The 19,455-nt window shown below is 66.3% G+C and carries 19 protein-coding genes; 12 read left to right on the top strand and 7 right to left on the bottom strand.

The features are described 5' to 3' along the window. Positions 1–70: 70 nt before the first annotated feature. Entirely contained in the window at positions 71–1,198 is a 1,128-nt protein-coding gene (locus RT697_RS11075; protein ID WP_105237620.1) for a mandelate racemase/muconate lactonizing enzyme family protein, read from the bottom strand. 160 nt (positions 1,199–1,358) lie between these two features. On the opposite strand from RT697_RS11075, the gene RT697_RS11070 reads away from it, so the two are divergent. Next, the gene (locus RT697_RS11070; RefSeq protein ID WP_313698859.1) at positions 1,359–2,261 is read left to right on the top strand and encodes a LysR family transcriptional regulator; all 903 of its coding nucleotides are present in this window, start codon (positions 1,359–1,361) and stop codon (positions 2,259–2,261) included. On the opposite strand, the gene RT697_RS11065 is transcribed toward RT697_RS11070, so the two are convergent. Together RT697_RS11065 and RT697_RS11060 are read right to left on the bottom strand one after the other, a co-directional pair. Next, on the bottom strand, positions 2,258–3,448 hold the full coding sequence (locus RT697_RS11065) for an amidohydrolase family protein (protein ID WP_313698857.1): 1,191 nt from the start codon (positions 3,446–3,448) through the stop codon (positions 2,258–2,260). The two genes, RT697_RS11070 and RT697_RS11065, sit on opposite strands and share 4 nt — an antisense overlap. A gap of 1 nt (position 3,449) precedes the next feature. Next, positions 3,450–3,647 carry a hypothetical protein gene (locus RT697_RS11060; RefSeq protein WP_056568607.1) on the bottom strand — a complete coding sequence of 66 codons (198 nt, stop codon included), beginning with the start codon at positions 3,645–3,647 and terminating at the stop codon, positions 3,450–3,452. A gap of 196 nt (positions 3,648–3,843) precedes the next feature. Between RT697_RS11060 and RT697_RS11055 the strand changes: the two genes are divergently transcribed. Then, on the top strand, positions 3,844–4,356 hold the full coding sequence (locus RT697_RS11055) for a hypothetical protein (RefSeq protein ID WP_313698855.1): 513 nt from the start codon (positions 3,844–3,846) through the stop codon (positions 4,354–4,356). Positions 4,357–4,652: 296 nt separating this feature from the next. Beyond that, positions 4,653–4,982, top strand: coding sequence for a virulence factor (locus tag RT697_RS11050; protein ID WP_191577671.1), 330 nt, complete (start codon positions 4,653–4,655; stop codon positions 4,980–4,982). A 232-nt stretch (positions 4,983–5,214) separates the two neighbouring features. Here RT697_RS11050 and RT697_RS11045 read toward each other — a convergent pair whose 3' ends face one another. The 4 genes from RT697_RS11045 to RT697_RS11030 all read right to left on the bottom strand — a co-directional run bounded on the left by RT697_RS11045 (position 5,215) and on the right by RT697_RS11030 (position 9,328). Next, the gene (locus RT697_RS11045; protein ID WP_175123125.1) at positions 5,215–5,463 is read right to left on the bottom strand and encodes a hypothetical protein; all 249 of its coding nucleotides are present in this window, start codon (positions 5,461–5,463) and stop codon (positions 5,215–5,217) included. Between the two features lie 233 nt (positions 5,464–5,696). Further along, on the bottom strand, positions 5,697–7,043 hold the full coding sequence (serS, locus tag RT697_RS11040; RefSeq protein ID WP_313698853.1) for a serine--tRNA ligase: 1,347 nt from the start codon (positions 7,041–7,043) through the stop codon (positions 5,697–5,699). A 45-nt stretch (positions 7,044–7,088) separates the two neighbouring features. Beyond that, positions 7,089–8,429, bottom strand: coding sequence for a replication-associated recombination protein A (locus RT697_RS11035; RefSeq protein ID WP_056568621.1), 1,341 nt, complete (start codon positions 8,427–8,429; stop codon positions 7,089–7,091). 107 nt (positions 8,430–8,536) lie between these two features. Continuing rightward, entirely contained in the window at positions 8,537–9,328 is a 792-nt protein-coding gene (locus RT697_RS11030; RefSeq protein ID WP_313698851.1) for a deaminated glutathione amidase, read from the bottom strand. Positions 9,329–9,505: 177 nt separating this feature from the next. On the opposite strand from RT697_RS11030, the gene RT697_RS11025 reads away from it, so the two are divergent. The 9 genes from RT697_RS11025 (at position 9,506) to RT697_RS10985 (ending at position 19,201) form a co-directional block, all read left to right on the top strand. Beyond that, entirely contained in the window at positions 9,506–10,774 is a 1,269-nt protein-coding gene (locus RT697_RS11025; protein WP_313698849.1) for an amino acid deaminase, read from the top strand. A 112-nt stretch (positions 10,775–10,886) separates the two neighbouring features. After that, positions 10,887–12,446 carry an ABC transporter substrate-binding protein gene (locus RT697_RS11020; RefSeq protein WP_313698848.1) on the top strand — a complete coding sequence of 520 codons (1,560 nt, stop codon included), beginning with the start codon at positions 10,887–10,889 and terminating at the stop codon, positions 12,444–12,446. A gap of 90 nt (positions 12,447–12,536) precedes the next feature. Then, positions 12,537–13,478 carry an ABC transporter permease gene (locus tag RT697_RS11015; RefSeq protein ID WP_313698846.1) on the top strand — a complete coding sequence of 314 codons (942 nt, stop codon included), beginning with the start codon at positions 12,537–12,539 and terminating at the stop codon, positions 13,476–13,478. Between the two features lie 9 nt (positions 13,479–13,487). Next, positions 13,488–14,357, top strand: coding sequence for an ABC transporter permease (locus RT697_RS11010; RefSeq protein WP_056568629.1), 870 nt, complete (start codon positions 13,488–13,490; stop codon positions 14,355–14,357). A gap of 3 nt (positions 14,358–14,360) precedes the next feature. Further along, positions 14,361–15,368 (top strand): ABC transporter ATP-binding protein, encoded by a 1,008-nt coding sequence (locus RT697_RS11005; protein ID WP_312437249.1) that lies wholly within the window; start codon positions 14,361–14,363, stop codon positions 15,366–15,368. Further along, complete coding sequence (locus tag RT697_RS11000; protein WP_313698843.1) at positions 15,365–16,363, top strand: ABC transporter ATP-binding protein; 999 nt, start codon at positions 15,365–15,367, stop codon at positions 16,361–16,363. Before RT697_RS11005 ends, RT697_RS11000 begins: the two co-directional genes overlap by 4 nt. Positions 16,364–16,392: 29 nt before the next feature. Then, entirely contained in the window at positions 16,393–17,265 is an 873-nt protein-coding gene (locus RT697_RS10995) for a MurR/RpiR family transcriptional regulator (protein ID WP_313698841.1), read from the top strand. A 13-nt stretch (positions 17,266–17,278) separates the two neighbouring features. After that, entirely contained in the window at positions 17,279–18,748 is a 1,470-nt protein-coding gene (locus RT697_RS10990) for a D-aminoacylase (protein WP_313698839.1), read from the top strand. Between the two features lie 39 nt (positions 18,749–18,787). Continuing rightward, positions 18,788–19,201, top strand: coding sequence for a RidA family protein (locus tag RT697_RS10985; protein ID WP_313698837.1), 414 nt, complete (start codon positions 18,788–18,790; stop codon positions 19,199–19,201). Positions 19,202–19,455: the final 254 nt, after the last annotated feature.

Below are 19,455 nucleotides of genomic sequence, written 5' to 3'. Positions count from 1 at the left end.
TGCATGAATCGGCGCCGCCGCTGCATGGACACGGCTTGTGACCGTGTGCGCGCGGCGCCTGGCGAGTGGCTTAGCGGGCGACCCGCGTCCACTTGCCGAAGCGTTCGACCATGCGCTCGTCAAAGCCGAACCCCAGGCCCGGCTCCTGATGCAGGATCACCCGGCCCTGCTTGTGGGTCAGTTGGCGGTCGACCAGCTTGCGGAAGTTCAGGACCTGGTCGTCCCAGAAGAATTCGACGTAGCGTGCATTGGGCGTGGCCGCGACTAGCGGCGCATGCACGTCGTGGAACCAGTGCGGGCACACGACCACGCCATAGCTGGCCGCCGTGGCGGCGATGCGCTTCCACTCGGTGATGCCGCCGCAGACCGCCGCGTCCGTCTGCAGGATGCCGGCCGCACCCTTGTCCAGTAGTTCCTTGTGATACCAGCGGCCGTAGCCGATCTCGGCGGTGGCAATCGGCAGATGGGTCAGTCGCGCCAGCTTGGCGTGGCTGTCGATGTCGTCCGGGCTGAAAGGCTCTTCGATGAAGTACGGCTCGTATTGTTCGAAACGGCGGATGTATTGCATGGCCTGCGTCACGTCCTGCCAGGCGTTATTGCAGTCCATCATCAGCTCGACGTCCGGACCCACGGCTTCGCGCGCGGCCTTCAGGCGTGCTTCCTCCTCGCGCGGCGACAGTCGGCCGGTCTTCATCTTGACCGCGCCAAAGCCCTTGGCCACATAGCTGGCCATTTCCTCGCCCAGATGCTGCGGCGTCTTGCCATCCAGGTAGTAGCCGCCGCTGGCGTAGGCCGGCACGGATTCCAGTTCGACGGCGCCCAGGAACTTGTGCAGCGGCAGGCCCGCGGTCTTGGCGTTCAGGTCCCACAGCGCGATGTCCAGCGCGCTCAGTGCGCGCATCACCGTGCCTTGGCGGCCCTGCAACAGCGCTTCCTGGTACATGGATTGCCACAGCCCTTCGACCGCGTGCGAATCCTTGCCGAGCAGCACGGGACCCAGGAGGCTTTGGACTGCCGCCTCGAAGATCGCACCGCCGGCGCTGCCGACGTAGCAGAAGCCGATGCCCTCGACGCCATCGGTCGAGCGCACCTTGACCAGGCCGTAGTGGCGGGTGGACACGGTGCGGTTGGAGAACGAGGTGACTTTATCCAGAGGTACCGCCGCGGCGCATACGTCTATGGATTCAATGATGGGCACGGGAGGCTCCTTGAAAGCAGTGAAATCGATTGGACCGATCGGCGCGCCGCGCGCGGCCTGATCGCCTGGACGTATTCTTCTCCTGCCCAAAGAAAACAACAATTATCTTCACGCATCTTTAGAATATGGAAAATCCATTTTCCGAAATGAGAACGCCGCTTTGGATTCGCGCTTTCTACAGACGTATGTGCATGTGGTGGAACTGGGCTCCATCGCCCAGGCCGCGCGGCATCAGGGGCTGACGCCCGCCACCGTGCAGCAGCGGCTGCGCGCGCTGGAAGCGGACGTCGGCAGTGCGCTGATCGCGCGCTCGGGCCGCACGGTCAAACCCACGCCCGCGGGTGTGCGCATCCTGGAACGCGCACGCGCCATCCTGCGCGACGTGCGCGACCTGCGCTCGGCCGCGTCGGACACGGACCTGCCGGCGGGCCCTTTGCGGCTGGGCGCAACGCCCACCGCCCTGACCGGCATCATGCCGCCGGTGCTGCGCACGTGGGCGGCGCGGCATCCCGGTATCGAGATCTATATAGAACCCGCGCCGACCACGCTGCTGTACAGCAAGGTGCTGTCCGGCGAACTGGACGGCGCGCTGCTGGTGCATCCGCTGTTTCCCATTCCCAAGACCTGCGCATGGCGCGACCTGCGGCACGAACCCCTGGTGCTGGTCTCGCCCGCCGATATGAAGGTCGACGACCCCTTGGCGGTCATCGCCCGGGAACCGTACATCTGCTACGACCGCAGCGTGGTGGGCGGCAAGATGGCGGACGACTACCTGCGCGCGCGCAGCCTGCGTCCGCGCGTCCGCTTTGAACTGGACGGCATCGAATCGATTGCCAAACTGGTCGCCGAAGGGTTGGGTGTCGCCCTGCTGCCCGACTGGGCCAGCACGGGTACGCCGTCAGCGCACGTCAAACGCTGGCCGTTGCCTGAGCCTTGTCCGGTCCGAACGGTGGGCGCGATCTGGTTGCGGTCAGGCGTGCGATCGGAACTGATGCGGGCGTTTGTGGAATTGGCCGAGTCGCAACTCGGCCTGGGCGCCGCAGCCGCGCAGCGCGCCCGCTAGGCGACGGCGTCTTCGCCGTTGCGCGCCACGACCACGCCGCTCGACACCACCAGGCGACGGGGCGTGCGCTGCACCACGGCTTGGGCGACACAGCTGGCGTCGGCCAGCACCAGGTCGGCGCGCGCGCCCGGGACCAGACCGTAGTCCGCAAACCCGCAGGCGCGTGCCGCGGCACGGGTCACGCATTCAAACGCCCATTCGATCTCATCGTCGCGGCGCAGGTCGTTGCGCAGCCCGATCAGCGCCGCGCGTTCCAGCATGTCGGGACTGCCGTAGGGTGTCCAGGTGTCCCGGATGCCGTCATTGCCGCCAAAAAGCGTTACGGCCGCCTCGCGGCAGGCGCGCACCGCAGGCACCGGCCGCGACGCCGGCGCGGTGGTCAGCAGGGCCACGTCCAGCAACGCCAGCCGCCGGAGCAGCCCATTCAGGCGCGCGGCGTCGACGGCGCCCAGACAGAAGGCATGGCTGATCACGACCTTGCCCTTCATGTCCAGCGCCTGCACCCGGTCGAGTATGAGTTCGAGCGTGAAGGCGCCCAGCTCGCCGGGCTCGTGCAGATGAATGTCCACCGGTTTGCCATGCTTGTCGGCCAGCCCGAACAGCACGTCCAGGGATTTCATGGGATCGCGGTCGATGGCGGACGGATCCAGCCCGCCCAGCACGTCGGCCCCGCCGGCAAGTGCCCGGTCCAGCAGCTCGGCCGTGCCGGGACGCGCCAAGAGACCCGATTGCGGAAAGGCCACTGTCTGGATTTCGACGCGGCCGGCCAATGCCTGCCGCGTGGCATGCACGCCTTCCAGGTGTTTCAACCCGGCGTCGGTGTCGACGTCGACGTGGGTGCGGATCCGCGTCGTGCCCGCCCGCAGAAATGCGAGCGCCAATGCGTGCGAGTGGCTGGCGGCGTCGTGTGCCGTGGCGGCGCGCCAGTTGCGTTCGTTGTCGATGCGATCGGTGAGGGACGGTCCGACCTTGTTCACGTACCAGGCGGAACCCCAGGTCGTCTTGTCGAGATGAGTATGGCCCTCGATGAGGGCGGGCAGCAGCAAGGCGCCGCCGCCGTCTTCGACACTTATGCCGGGATCGGCATCGAGGCCGGGTCCGATCCGCAGGATGCGGCCGCCGCGCACCAGGACGTCAACACCCTCGCCTTGTGCCGTGCGAACGCTCTTGAGGAGCAGATCCGCCATCTCAGACTTGGGGCGGCTCGATCCAGAAGAAGCGCTCGCCTTGCCGAACCATGTCGGCGACGCCTTCGGCGCCGATGCGATAGTCCGTGCCCATGAGCGTGGCGCCGCCGTCTTCATGAATATGGATGACGGCCAGCGGGTCGTTGGCCATGGTGTACCAGTAGTAACCGGGCTTGAGATTGTGGAGGTCGGTAGTCATGCGTCGAGTATACAAATAACGTCTCGCCATTTTCAAAAAGACAACAGAAATGAAGCGCCCCCCTGACAGGTAAGTCGTGACACGTCATACTCCGCATGCAGAGCTTGAGCACATTTCAAGCAGGTGGCACGTGCGGGCCCCGGCCATAACAGCAATAAGCGCGCTAAGCGTTCATCGCGAGGGATACAGCTAGCACATGAAACGGCAGTTACTTCAATTCAGCGAACCGCTCAAGCAAGCCATTCTGGATGGAGCAAAGGTTCAGAGCCGGCGCATCCTCAAGCCGCAGCCGTCCAAGTTCACCACGGTCTGGTACGCGGACGCCGCGGATTCGGGCAGATGGGTGGCCATGGGGCCATCACCCGACAGCCCTTCCGAAATGCGCAAGACCTCGAGCTGGGTCAGGTGTCCGTACGGCAAATCGGGCGAGACCATCATCCTCGCCGACGAGGCGGGCGCGCCGTTTGCCAGCGCCGTCATAGTGGGCGTACGCATTCAGCGGCTGCAAAATCTGACCGAGGCCGACGCGCGCGCCGAAGGCACGCAGTCGCTTTATCAGAGTTCCGCACTATTGCCGGGCGTGCCGCTGCAGACTGCGTTCGCGTTGATGTGGTGCGAACGTTACGGCTCACATGCGTGGGCGGCGAATCCCTGGGTGTGGGTGGTCGAATACCGCCAGACCACGCCCTACAACAAGTCGGATTACTAGGCGGCTGGCGCGCCGGTGCAACACCGGCTCCAGCCGCCCGCCTGGAGTTGGTGTCCAGGTGTAACGCCGCTCCCCCGCTTCAATCAATTCCATCCCATTTCAATCGACTTCAATACGGATTCCGCCACAGCGGACGCCCGCTGCCGCACTGCAGCAGGCATACGCGTCTAAAAAGGGGGGCGGTTGCGGATTGTCGCTATTGCGGCCCCGCTGCTTACGAATAGCTGGCGGAAACCGCCGAAAATGGCGGCAATGAATACTCAACTTTGCTGTGATTCGCAGCGGGCAGGTGCAAGATGAAAAAATGGCTTATTGCAGGTATTGGCGCCGCGGGCTTGATGATCTCGAGCGTTGCCCTGGCACGCGTGGACGTCGGCATCTCCATCGGCGTGCCGGGCGTCGTCTACCCCGCGCCCGTCTATGTAGCCCCGGCGCCCGTCTACGTGGCGCCGCCCCCGCCGGTGTATTACCGTCCGGCGCCCGTGTATGTCGCGCCGCCGCCCGTGGTTTATCCGGGGCCGGTGTACTACGGCGGCGGCCGCTACTACGATCGCCGCGACTGGCGCGGCCCTCGGCATGGCCATGGCCATTACCGCGGCCATGGCAATGGCCACCACCGTCACTGATTCCAGCTTGCTGCAAAAGCAAAGGCCACTCTAGCGAGTGGCCTTTTTTTCGTCGAGGCAATGTCCGGTGCCCCGCGCGATGCCCTGTCAGGCAGCAGGCGCCTGCACAGGTTTGGCAGCCAGCGAGGCCGGTTGTTGCGATACCGGTTTGGCCTTGTCATCGGCCCAACGCGGAGATTCCTGAACGAGATCAATCCAGCGGCGCGGCGCACTGGACGCCCGCCACCAACCATTATGCGGACGCATGAGCAAACTCCGGTTCACCGTTAAAACGCACACCATTGATGCCCTGAAACAGATGACGGCTTTCCTGTTCTGCTTCGTGCAACTCGGCGAAGGGCGGCTGTCCCGGCACGGTCCAGCATTTTTCCGGTGCGGTACCGCCAATACGGCGGGTCCATATTTGCACCCGATAGCCCTGCTCGTCTTCCTTTGCCACAGAGCATCTCACACGAAAATCTCCAATCATTCTTGAAGTCATGGACAACTCCTTGTTATATAAGTGAATGAAGCGTGTAGAACGCCGGTGTATTGTGCCGTAACTATCCGGCCCTTTTATGCCAAATACACAATTGCTCACATCAAAAATCAAGCACTCACGCGAGCACGATAGCGTTCCAAAACGACAGGAATATGTCGGCAATGATAAAAAAAAACGGAGCCCGAAGGCTCCGTCTTTTTATCCGCCATATGGCCGATGGACGCGCGGCAATATCAGGGTTTGAGTACCGCAATACCACCCATATAAGGCTGCAGCGCTTCCGGAATCAGCACGCTGCCGTCGGCCTGCTGGTGGTTTTCCAGCACGGCGACCAGCGCGCGGCCCACGGCCAATCCCGAACCGTTCAGCGTGTGCACGTATTCCGGCTTGCCCTGGGCATTGCGGAAACGCGCCTGCATGCGGCGGGCCTGGAAGGTTTCGCAGTTCGACACCGACGAAATCTCGCGCCAAGTGTTCTGCGCCGGCAGCCACACTTCCAGGTCATAGGTCTTGGCCGAACCGAAGCCCATGTCGCCCGTGCACAGCAGCACGACGCGGTACGGCAGGTTCAGCAACTGCAGCACGCGCTCGGCATGACCGACCATTTCCTCCAGCGCGTCGTACGACTGCTCCGGTTGCGTGATCTGCACCATTTCGACCTTGTCGAACTGGTGTTGGCGGATCATGCCGCGGGTGTCGCGGCCGCCGCTGCCGGCTTCGGAGCGGAAGCACGGCGTATGCGCGGTGAGCTTGAGCGGCAGGTCGGCGGCGGCCTGGATCGCGCCGCTGGCCACGCTGGTCAGCGTGATTTCCGACGTGGAAATCAGGTACTGGTCTTCACGCACGTACGGCTTGCCCTGGTCGTCGACCTTGGGATCGTCGTCGCCGCCGCCCTTGGAGACCGCGAACATGTCGTCCTTGAACTTGGGCAACTGGCCGGTGCCGTACAGCGTCGAGGCGTTGACGATGTAGGGGGTGTAGCACTCGGTATAGCCGTGCGTGCCGGTTTGCAGGTCCAGCATGAACTGGGCCAGCGCACGATGCAGACGGGCGATGGGACCGCGCATGAACGAAAAGCGCGCGCCCGATAGCTTGGCGGCCATGTCGAAGTCCAGGCCCAGCGGTTCGCCCAGCGCCACGTGGTCGCGCGCCTCGAAACCCAGCGCGGGCGGATTGCCGTCGGCGCCGGCTTCACCGGGCAGCCAGCGGCGGACCTCGACGTTGTCGTCGGCGGACTCGCCCAGCGGCACGCTGGCGTGCGGCAGGTTCGGCACCGACATCAGCAGGTCGTTGAGCGGCTGCTGCAGGGCGGCCAGCTCTTCCTCGAGCTGCTTCAGGCGCTCGGGTACGGCCTGCGATTCCGCCATGACGGCGCTGGCGTCCTCGCCCTTGGCCTTCAGTTGGCCGATCTGCTTGGCCAGCGCATTGCGGCGGGCTTGCAGGGACTCGGTCTCGGTCTGGACGGCCTTGCGGCGAGACTCCAGGTCGTTGAACCGTTCCGTGTCGAAGGCGACGCCGCGGGTCTTGAGGCGGTCTACGACGGTTTGCAGGTCTTTACGCAGCAGTATCGGGTCTAGCATGGTGAGGTCGGTGAGGTTGAAAAAAAAGGCGGCGGGGCTTGCCCGTCACCGGTTCTTGGCGCGTTCCTGCGCGTCCAGCTCGCGCAGGAATGCCAGCTTCTGCTGGATTTTAGCCTCCAGGCCGCGATCGGTCGGCCGATAGAAGGAAGGCTTGAGTCCATCAGGGAAATATTGCTCGCCCGCGGCGTAGCCGTGGGGCTCGTCGTGCGCGTAGCGATAGGCCTTGCCGTGGCCCAGCTGTTTCATCAGTTTGGTCGGCGCGTTGCGCAGGTGGATGGGCACCGGCGCGCTGCCGTGTTCCGCCGCGAACTTGCGCGCCTGGTTGTACGCGTTGTAGACGGCGTTGGACTTGGCGGCGCACGCCATGTAGACCACCGCCTGCGCCAGCGCGAGCTCGCCTTCGGGGGAACCGAGGCGCTCGTAGATGTCGGCGCCGTTCACCGCCAGGTCCGTGGCGCGCGGGTCGGCCAGGCCGATGTCTTCCACCGCCATGCGCACCAGGCGCCGCGACAGGTATTTGGGATCGGCGCCGCCGTCGATCATGCGGCAGAACCAGTACAGCGCCGCGTCCGGATTGGAGCCGCGCACCGACTTGTGCAGCGCGCTGATCTGGTCGTAGAAGGCGTCGCCGCCCTTGTCGAAGCGCCGCAGGTTCTGCGACAACGAGATTTCCAGCCAGGCGGCATCCACCGTGTCGCGTCCCGCGGACTGCGCGGATTCGGCCACGACTTCCACCGCGCTGATCAGCCGGCGCGCATCGCCATCGGCCCAGGCGGCCAGTTGTTCGCGCGCGTCGGGTTCGATGCGGATGGCCGCGCCGTCATCCTGGCCTTCGTTGAGCGCCTGCACCGCGCGGTCGACCAGCTGCTGCAGCTCTTCGGCCGTCAGCGACTGCAGCACGTAGACGCGCGCCCGCGACAGCAAAGCCGAATTGACTTCGAACGAAGGGTTTTCAGTGGTCGCGCCAATGAACGTGAACAGCCCGCTTTCGACATAGGGCAGGAAGGCATCCTGCTGCGCCTTGTTGAAGCGGTGCACCTCGTCGACGAAGAGGATCGTGCGGCGGCCCTGGCCTTGCGCGATCTGCGCCACCGTCACGGCGTCGCGGATGTCCTTCACGCCGCCCAGCACGGCCGAGATGGCGATGAACTGCGCATCGAAGCCGTCGGCCATCAGGCGCGCCAGCGTGGTCTTGCCCACGCCCGGCGGTCCCCAGAAGATCATGGAGTGCGGACGGCCGGATTCGAAGGCGACGCGCAGCGGCTTGTCGGGTCCCAGCAGGTGCGATTGGCCGACCACGTCGGCCAATGTGCGGGGACGCAGGCGTTCGGCCAGGGGAACGTAGGGCCGATGCGCAGGATCGGCCGCGAAGAGATCGTTGCTCATTGGCAGCAGATGAAGGAATACAGCAAGGATTTCAAGCCTGCATTACACCATGTCCGGCTCGGCCCCCTCGCCTGCCGGCCGCCCCGCGCGGCGGCAGCGTGGCCGGCCTACGCCAGTTCGGGCGGGCCGAACCGGCGGTTGGCCAGCACGGGCAATACCTTGCGCGCATGGGCCAGCCGTTCGGGGTCGATGTCGGCAAAGACCAGCGCGGGCGCTTCGCCGGCCCGTGCCGTGACGACGCCCAGCGGGTCCACGACCATGCTGCACCCGATATTGCGTTCGCCGCATTCGCCGGTGGCCGCGATGTAGCAGGTGTTTTCAAGCGCCCGCGCGGTCACCAGGACTTCCCAGTGCATTTCCTTGAGCGGACCGCGCACCCAGGCGGCCGGCAGCACCAGCAGGTCGGCGCCGTCCAGCGCCAGCCGGCGGGCCAGTTCGGGAAAGCGCACGTCGTAGCAGGTCATGAGGCCGACACGCAGCCCGGCGATGTCCAGCAACGGCGGGATGTCGGTGCCGGCGGTGACATTGGTGGACTCCTTCATGGTGAAGGCGTCGTACAGGTGCAGCTTGCGGTACTGCGACAGGATCTGGCCGTCGCGGATGGTGACCAGCGTGTTCCACACCCGGCCCTCGCCTGTCGGCACATGGACGCACATCATCGTGGCCAGGTCCGAACCGCGGCTGGCCGCGAGCAGGCGCGTGATGAACGGGCCGTCCAGCGGCTGCGCGGCCTTTAACACGATCTGCGGATCGGTGATGTCTCGGGCCAGGATCCCTTCGGGCAGGACCAGCAGGCCCGCCCCGCCGGCGCGGGCGCGTTCCATCAGGTCGATGCAGACCTGCGCGTTTTCTTCCCAGACGCGGCTGACGGCGAACTGGCCCAGGGCGACTTTCAGCATGGCTTTTCCTTTGTCTAAGCACGGGCGCGCCCTGTGGGGCGCGCAGCATGGACCTATTTTCCCACCGTCGGCGCGGCCGGGGCTACGGGAAACTCCTAGCTCCCGCTTGTAAATTTCTTTCACGATAATGAAAAAAACCAGTTTTGACGTAAATATTTTCCATACCGGAACGCCGCCATGACCAACTCCTCCTCCCCCGCAGCGCCGCTGGACGTGAATGGCAAAGGCCTGGGCGCGTTTCCCGAGTCCTGTACGACCGCCGACGTGGCGGCGCTCAATTGGAATCTGCTGAACGAAGACGTGAGCCTGCCCGTAGCCGTGCTGTACGAGGCCCGCGTGCGCCACAACCTGCAGTGGATGCAGCAGTTCATGGAGGCCTATCACGTCAAGCTGGCGCCGCACGGCAAGACAACGATGAGTCCGGCGCTGTTCAAGCGCCAGATCGACAACGGCGCCTGGGGCATCACGCTGGCGACCGCGCCGCAGGTGCTGGCGGCCTACCAGCACGGCGTGCGCCGGGTGCTGATGGCCAACCAGCTCGTGGGCCGCGCCAACATGGCCATCATTGCGCGCCTGCTGCAGGATCCCGCTTTCACGTTCTTCTGCATCGTGGATTCGGCCGCCAACGCCGCACAGCTTGGCAAGTTCTTCGGCGACGAAGGCAAGGTGCTGCCCGTCCTGATCGAACTGGGCCCGGCCGGCGGACGCACCGGCGTGCGCGATGACGCACAGTTGCAGGCGGTCGCCGACGAGATTGCCCGCTGGCCCGGCCTGGTGCTGGCCGGCATCGAAGTCTATGAAGGCGTGCTGCAGGAAGAAAGCGCCATCCGCGCGTTCCTGCGCCGCGCCACGGATGCGCTGCGCGGCCTGGCCGCCGCGGGCCGCCTGCGCAAGAACGGTCCGGCCATCATCTCCGGCGCGGGTTCGGCCTGGTTCGACGTGGTCGCCGAGGAATTTTCGCAACTGGACATCGGCGGCGCGCTGGAAGTGGTGCTGCGTCCGGGTTGCTACCTGTCGCACGACGTGGGCATCTACCGCACCGCGGCCGAGCGCATCAACGCGCAGAACCCGGTGGCGCGCAAGATGGAGCCCGGCCTGCAACCTGCCTTGCAGGTCTGGGCCTACGTGCAGTCGCTGCCCGAGCCCGGCCGCGCCATCATCGCAATGGGCAAGCGCGACGCCGCCTTCGACGCGGGCCTGCCCACCCCTGCCCTGCTTTACCGGCCCGGTTCGGTGCAGCCCGGCGCCGCGCCGGCCCACTGGAAGCTGTCCGCGATGATGGACCAGCATGCCTTCATGCAGGTGGGCGACGGCGACGACATCCAGGTCGGCGACATGATCGCCTTCGACATCTCGCATCCCTGCCTGACGTTCGACAAATGGCGCCAGATCCTGCTGGTGAACGAGCACTACGGCGTCACCGGCGTGGCCGAAACCTTCTTCTAGTCCCCCAGCCCGCGGCACCGCGCCAGGCCCACAGGGGACCGCAGCATCCGGGCTCCCGGCGCTCATCCGATTTCACGCGACAACCTGTTTCTGTTCCTCTGGAGAGAGAATCATGAACTTCCGTACCTCCCGGCGAGGCGGTGGGCTGAAGAGCCTGCTCGCGGCCGGCGCAATTGGCTTGACCGCTTTGTCGACCCCCGCCCTCTGTGCCACGCCGGTCAAGGGAGGCACGATCTCTGTCGCCACCATCGGCGAGCCGCCGACGCTGGACCCGATGACCAGCACGGCCGACCTCGTCGGCATCCTGACCCAGCACTTCTTCGAGACGCTGTACACCTTCGACGCCAAGTGGAACCTGACGCCGCTCCTGGCCGACAAGATGCCGGAAGTGTCGGCCGACGGGCTGGTCTATACGATCCCGCTGCGCCAGGGCATCACGTTCCATGACGGCTCGAAAATGGATTCGTCGGATGTGCTGGCGTCGCTGAAGCGCTGGACCGAGACCGCCACGCGCGGCAAGATGGCCGCCAAGATCATCAGCGGCATCGAGGCCCCGGACGCCAACACGATCCGCATCACGCTCAAGCAGCCGTACGCGCCGCTGACCGCGCTGCTGGCCATGAACAACAGCGCCGCGGTCGTCATGCCCAAGGGCAAGATCGCGCCGGCCCTGACCGAGTTCATCGGCACTGGCCCCTACCAGCTCAAGGCCCGCGTGCCCGACCAGTACGTGCAATTGGTGCGCTTTGACGGCTACAAGCAGCGCGAAGGCGAGCCCAACGGCTACGGCGGCGCGCGCAAGCAATACCTGGACGAGATCCGCTTTGTGCCGGTCAGCAATGCCAACACCCGCGTGGAAAGCGCGGTGGCGGGCCAGTTCGACTATGTGGATTCGCTGCCCGTGGAGTCGCTGCCCAAGCTGAAGAACGGCCGCTCCGATCCGGTCATGCTCAAGCCCTTCGGCTGGCCGCGCCTGGTGCTCAACACCAAGCAGGGCATCATGTCGAACCAGGCCGTGCGCCAGGCGGTGCAGTTGGCCCTGAACGAAGAGGACATGCTGTTCGCGGCGTTCGGCGACAAGAACTTCTACAAGCTCAACGGCGACCTGTATCCGGAAGGCTTCCCGTGGGCCACGTCGCTGGGCGGCAAGGTCTACAACAAGGGCGACGCCGCCGCGGCCAAGAAGCTGGTGGACGGCGCCAACGTGCAGGACCGCAAGATCCGCATCCTGACCAGCCAGCAGTACGAGTTCCATTACAAGATGGCGCTGGTCGCCGCCGAATACCTGAAGGCCGCCGGCTTCACGGTGGACATGCAGGTCGTGGACTGGGCCACGCTGACGCAGCGCCGCCAGGATCCAGCCGTGTGGGACATCTTCATTACCCACAGCCCCTTCCTGCCTGAACCCGCGCTGATCGACTTCCCGTCCAAGGACGCGCCGGGCTGGTGGGACACGCCGCGCCGCAACCAGGTGCTGGACGCCTTCAACCAGGCCGGCTCGCAGGAAGAGCGCGTCAAGCGCTGGGCCGACGTGCAGCAGGCCGTGTACGACGAAGTGCCGTTCATCAAGGTGGGCGACTTCAACGCGCAGGCCGCGCGCTCGCCGTCACTGCAAGGCACGCAGGCGGTGCCGTGGCCGTACTTCTGGAACGCCTGGAAGGCGGCCAAGTAAGCCCCCTGCCCGGCGGGCGGCCGCTGCCGCCCGCCACCGCAGACCGCGCGATCCGCTCGCGCCCACGAGAATGATTTCCAGGACTTCACCGTGTTGCGTTATCTCTTGAATCGGCTGGTCGGGCTGGTGGCCGTGATGTTCATCGTCGCGACCATCGTGTTCGTCATCATCCGCCTCACGCCCGGCGACCCGGCCGCCGTGATGCTCGGCCCGCAGGCCAGCCAGCAGGACATCTCCGCCCTGCGCGCGCAGCTCGGGCTGGATCAGCCCGTGGCGCTGCAGTACGTGTCGTGGCTGGGCAAGCTGGTGCAGGGCGACCTGGGCCAGTCCATCTTCATGAACAAGCCGGTGCTGTCCGCGCTGGCCGACCGGGCCGAACCGACGATCCTGCTGACGCTGATGTCGCTGCTGATCGCCAGCGCCATCGCGCTGCCGGTCGGGATTCTGTCGGCGGTCAAACGCGGCACGACGCTGGACCAGTCCGTGCTGTCGTTCTCGATGTTCACATCCAGCGTGCCGAGCTTCTGGCTGGGGCTGCTGCTGATGCAGGTGTTCTCCGTGAAGCTGGGCTGGCTGCCGGTGGCCGGCTATGGCGGGCCGGACGCCTCGCTCGCCACGCGCCTCTCGCACCTGATCCTGCCCGCGGTCGTGCTGGGACTGGTGAATTCGGCGCTGATTACCCGCTTCATCCGCGCCAGCATGCTGGACGTGCTGCGCGACGACTATGTGCGCACGGCGCGCGCCAAGGGCCTGCCGGAACGCAAGGTCATCCTGAAGCACGCAGTGCGCAACGCGTTGATCCCGATCCTGACGGTGCTGGGCCTGACCACGGCGCTGCTCATCAGCGGCGCCGTCGTGACCGAGACCGTGTTCGGCCTGCCCGGCGTGGGCAGCCTGGTGGTGTCGGCCGTGCTGCGGCGGGACTATCCGGTCATCCAGGGCGCGCTGCTGATCATCGCGGCCATCTACGTGCTGATCAATCTGTTCATCGACCTGCTGTACCTCGTGGTCGACCCCCGCGTGCGTTACTGAGCCATCGACATGACGACTGCAACTTCCATGAATCCCGGCTCGGACCGCTGGCAGGTCCTGCGCCTGCTGGTGTCGCGCAAGACGGTGCTGATCAGCCTCATCGTGATCGTGGTGCTGGCGGCCGCCGCGCTGCTGGCGCCGTGGATCAGCCCCTACGATCCGTTCAAGCTGTCCATCATGAATCGCCTGAAGGCGCCCGGCGCCGCGCACTGGTTCGGCACCGACGACTTCGGCCGCGACGTTTTCAGCCGCGTCATCCACGGCGGACGGCTGTCGCTGATGGTGGGCTTTTCCGTTGTCATCCTGTCCAGCGTGCTGGGCATTGCGCTGGGGCTGATCGCCGGGTTCTTCCGCACCGCCGACAAGTTCGTGTCGCGGCTGATCGACGCCATGATGGCGTTCCCCGACATCCTGCTGGCGATCTCGCTGGTGGCCGCGCTGGGGCCGTCGCTGGTCAACGTAGTGATCGCGCTGGGCATCGTGTACACGCCGCGCCTCGCCCGCATCGTACGGGCCTCGACGCTGGTGATCCGCGAGCTGCCCTTCGTGGAAGCGGCCCGCGCGCTGGGCGTGCCGACGTGGCGCATCGTCACCGTGCACGTGCTGCGCAACCTGGTGTCGCCCATCCTGGTGCAGGGCACCTTCATCTTCGCGTACGCGATCCTGGCCGAAGCGGGCCTGTCGTTCCTGGGCGTGGGCGTGTCGCCCGACATTCCGACCTGGGGCACCATGATCAACGCCGGCCAGCAGTACATGGGCTCGGCGGACTGGATCATGATCTTTCCCGGCATCGCCATCGTGCTGTCCGTGCTGTCGCTGCAACTGGTGGGCGACGGCCTGCGCGACGTTCTCGATCCGCGCCTGCGCAAGGAGCTGTAAAACATGACCGCAAGCACCCGAGACATCGTGCTGTCGGTGGAAGGCCTGAAAACCTGGTTCCACAGCCGCGACGGCATCGCCAAGTCGGTGGACGGCGTCACCTTCGACCTGGCCCGCGGCGAAACGCTGGCCATCGTCGGCGAATCCGGTTCCGGCAAGTCCGTGACCAGCCTGTCCATCATGGGCCTCTTGCCCAAGCCGGCGGGCCGCATCGAGGCCGGCAAGATCCTGTTCCGCGACCGCCAGGGCGTCCAGCACGACCTGGCGCACGCGACGCCGGCCACACTGCAACGCATCCGGGGCGCCGAGATCGCGATGATCTTCCAGGAGCCCATGACCAGCCTGAACCCGCTGTACACCGTGGGCGACCAGATCGCCGAGGCGGTGCTGCAGCACGAAGGCGGCTCGCGCGCCGCGGCATTGAAGCGCGCCCGCGAGATGCTGGAGCGCGTGGAGATCCCGGCGGCCGATCGCCGCGTCAACGAATACCCGCATCAGATGTCGGGCGGCATGCGGCAGCGCGTAATGATCGCGCTGGCCCTGGCCTGCAATCCCGCCGTGCTGATCGCCGACGAGCCCACGACGGCGCTGGACGTGACGGTGCAGGCGCAGATCCTGGATTTGCTCCGCCGTCTGCAGGCCGAGATGAACATGAGCATTCTCTTCATCACGCACAACCTGGGCGTGGTGGCCGAGATCGCGCATCGCGTAGCCGTCATGTATGCCGGGCGCGTGGTCGAGGACGCCGGCGTCTACGACCTGTTCGAAAAGCCCACGCATCCCTACACGCGCGGCCTGCTGTCCTGTCTGCCGACCGCCGCGCTGCTGGCGTCGGGCGAACGTCTTCGCGCCATTCCGGGCAACGTGCCCAGCGTGCTGTCGCTGCCGGCCGGCTGCACGTTTGCGCCGCGCTGCCCGCTGGCCGCGGACGACTGCCGCGCAGGCGTGCCCGACCTAGTGACGGTGCAGGCCGAACACCGCGCCCGCTGCATCAAGGTGAACCCCATATGACGAGCATTCCGACTCCCCGCGCCGCCGAGCCGCTGGTGCGCATCGACGACCTGAAAGTCCACTTTCCGACCTCGCAGTCACGCAACGCCCCCGTCGTGCGCGCCGTGGACGGCGTGAGCTTCGACGTGCCGCGCAACACCATCGTTGGCCTGGTGGGCGAATCCGGTTCCGGCAAGACCACGACCGGGCGCGCGTTGCTGCGCCTGTTCGCCCCCACCGCCGGCCGCATCGTGTTCGACGGACAGGACATCACCAAGCTGAACGAAAAGCAGATGCTGCCGTGGCGCCGCCGCATGCAGATCGTGTTTCAGGACCCGTACGCCAGCCTGAATCCGCGCATGACGGTGGCCGAGATCCTGGGCGAGGCGCTGGACACGCACAAGCTGGCGCAGAACCGCCGCGCCGAGCGGATCGGCGAACTGCTGGAACGCGTGGGCTTGAACGCGGACCACAGCCGCCGCTATCCGCATGAGTTCTCGGGCGGCCAGCGCCAGCGTATCGGCATTGCGCGCGCGCTGGCGGTGGAGCCGGATTTCATCGTGGCCGACGAGCCGGTGTCCGCGCTGGACGTGTCGGTGCAGGCGCAGGTGCTGAATCTGCTGCAGGACTTGCAGCGCGACCTGGGCCTGACGATGCTGTTCGTGGCGCACGACCTGGCCGTGGTCGACTACCTGTGCGACGACGTGGTGGTGATGTACCTGGGCCGCGTCATGGAGCGCGGGCCGACCAGCGAAGTCTATGCCCGCCCCCGCCATCCCTACACGCGCGCCCTGCTGTCCGCCGCGCCCGTGCCGGATCCGCGCGCCCCGCGTTCGCGTATCCTCCTGAAGGGCGATATCCCGAGCCCGGTGAACCCGCCTTCCGGCTGCGTGTTCCGCACGCGCTGCCCGCACGCCATCGACGCCTGTGCCGCGGCCGTGCCACCGGCCGTCGGCGTCAGCGCGGGCCACTACGTGTCCTGCATCCGCCTCGACGATCCCGCGCTCGCGGCCTGAGCCCGCCCGAATTGATCCAGGAATCACACATGAACATCATCCGCGACATCGTCTTCCAGATACGCAGTCGGCGGGACGCATTGAGCGTGACCGAACGCAAGGTGGCCGACGCCATCCTGGACGACATCATCTGGAGCGCCAGCGCCACGGTGGACCAGCTTGCCGCCAAGGCCGGCGTCAGCATCGCCACCATCTCGCGCTTCGCGCGCACGGTCGGTTGCGACGACACGCGCGACCTGAAGATGAAGCTGGCGCAGGCCAGCACGGTGGGCAGCCGCTTCCTGGATCCCACCGCGCCGGCCGAGGAAAGCACGTTCTACGCGCGCATCTATGCCGACATCGAGAGCACGCTGCGCGCGCATCTGCCGGCCTTCACCGAGCAGCTGTTCGAAGCGGCCGCGTCCATCGTGGACGGGGCGCGCATGATCTATGTCTTCGGCATGGGCGGCGCGTCGGCGGTGCTGGCGCAGGAAGTGCAGTCACGCCTGGTGCGGCTGGGCTATCCCATCGCCGTCTACAGCGATGCCGTGCTGCTGCGCATGGTGGCGGCCACGCTGGACGAACGCGACGCCGTGTTGGTGTTGTCGGCGTCGGGCCTGACGCCAGAAATCTTGGGCGCGGCGCGCATCGTGAAGCAGTACCGCGCAAGCATCGTCGCCATCACGGACGCCTCGTCCGAACTGGCGAAGCTGGCCGACGTGGTGCTGCCGATCCGCACCGACGAGACCGACTTCATCTACAAGCCCTCCGCCTCGCGCTACGCGATGATGCTGGCCATCGACCTGCTGTCGACCGAACTGGCCATGCTGAACCAGGAAGAAAACCGCGAACGCCTGCGCCGCATCAAGCTGGCGCTGGATGAGCACCGCGGCGGGCCGAACCGCCTGCCGCTGGGCGATTGATCTGGAAACCACGATGTACGACACCCTTATAGGCAACGTCCGGATCCTGGACGGCTCCGGCGGTCCGGAAATCCGCGCCAGCGTGGCGCTGGAAGGCGGCCGCATTGCCGCCATCGGCGATCTGCCCGGCGCGCCGGCGCGCCAGATCATCGACGGCACCGACCTGGCGCTGGCGCCGGGCTTCATCGACGTCCACACGCACGACGACACGAACGTCATCCGCACGCCCGACATGCTGCCGAAGCTTTCGCAGGGCGTGACGACCGTGGTCGTGGGCAACTGCGGCATCAGCGCCTCGCCGGTCACGCTGCGCGGCGATCCGCCCGACCCGATGAACCTGCTGGGCAAGCGCGAGGACTTCCGCTATGCCACCTTTGCCGACTACACCCGCGCCATCGAGGCCGCACAACCGGCCGTCAACGTGGCCGCGCTGGTCGGGCACACCGCCTTGCGCAGCAATCACATGGACCGGCTGGACCGGGCGGCGACGCGGGAAGAAGTGCTGGCGATGCGCGAGCAGTTGCGCGATGCGCTGGCGCATGGCGCGATCGGCCTGAGCACGGGCCTGGCGTATGCGTCCGCGTTCGAGGCGGACACGGCCGAGGTCAAACTGCTGGCCGAGGCCCTGGACGAGTTCGGCGCGCTGTACACGACGCACCTGCGATCGGAATTTGCCGCCATCCTGGAAGCCATGCAGGAAGCCTTCGATATCGCCCTGCATGCGCGTGTGCCGGTGGTGGTGTCGCACTTGAAATGCGCGGGGGCCGGCAACTGGGGCCGCACGAAAGAGGTGCTGTTCGCGCTGGAAAACGCGGGGCGCATGCAGCACGTGGGCTGCGATTGCTATCCGTATTCGGCCAGCTCGTCGACGCTGGATTTGAAGCAGGTCACGGACGAATTCGACATCGACATCACGTGGTCCGAGCCGCATCCGGAACAGGCGCGCCGCAAGCTCGCCGCGATCGCGGCCGACTGGGGCGTGACGTTGCTGGAAGCGGCAAAGCGGCTGCAGCCGGCCGGCGCGGTGTATCACAACATGCACGAAGACGACGTGCGCCGCGTGCTGTCGCACCGCCTGACCATGGTGGGCTCGGACGGCCTGCCGAACGATCCGATGCCGCATCCGCGGTTGTGGGGCGCCTTCCCGCGCGTGCTGGGTCATTACAGCCGCGACGTGGGCCTGTTCCCGCTGGCCCAGGCCGTGCACAAGATGACGGGGCTGTCCGCCGCCCGCTTCGGTCTGGCCGAGCGCGGCTTCGTGCGCGAGGGTTATCACGCGGATCTGGTGCTGTTCAATCCCGACACCGTCATCGACAGCGCCACTTTCGCTGAACCCGTGCAGGCCGCGGCGGGCATCGAGGCGGTGTGGGTCAACGGCGTCCTGTCTTACCGCAAGGGCCAGGCCACCGGCGAGCGCGCCGGCCGCTGGCTGCCGCGCAGCGGCGACCTGCGCGCGTCCTATCCCGATCTTTCCGCCGCCTAGCCGCGGCTACGTCCGGACATCTTCAAGGAGAACCATCCCATGAGCGCTACCCCTACTCCCGACAACAACGGCATCACCCGCTACGGCGTGGCCGGCGGCACCGGCCAGGGCGGCTCGCACATGCCCTTCGCCCGCGCCGTCGCCGCCGACGGCTGGCTGTACGTGTCCGGCCAGGTGCCGATGGACAACGGCGAAGTGATCGAAGGCGGCATCGTCGCGCAAAGCCACAAGGCCATCCAGCAGGTGCTCGGCATCTTGCAGGAAGCCGGTTACGGCCCCGAACACGTCGTGCGCTGCGGCGTCTGGCTGGACGACGCGCGTGATTTCGCGTCGTTCAACAAGGTGTTCAAGGAGTACTTCGGCGCCAATCCGCCGGCGCGTGCCTGCGTGCAGTCGAGCTTGGTGGTGGATGCAAAGGTGGAAGTCGACTGCGTGGCGTATAAGCGGCCCTGACACCGGGTTCAATGCACAGTTGCGGCAGGTGTCTGACACCCCTGCAATGCCGGTCCAAGCTGACGGCCGTCCCACACGGGTGTCAGACACCGGGTTCTATACATGGCTGCGGCAGGTCGGCAGGTGTCTGACACCCCTGCAATGCCGGTCCAGGCTGACGACCGTCTCACACGGGTGTCAGACACCGGGTTCTATACACGGCTGCGGCAGGTCGGCAGGTGTCTGACACCCCTGCAATGCCGGTCCAGGCTGAC

The sequence above is a fragment of the Achromobacter sp. genome (assembly GCF_032113835.1).
Classification (GTDB): domain Bacteria; phylum Pseudomonadota; class Gammaproteobacteria; order Burkholderiales; family Burkholderiaceae_B; genus Achromobacter.
This window is presented reverse-complemented; position numbering and strand designations above follow the sequence as displayed.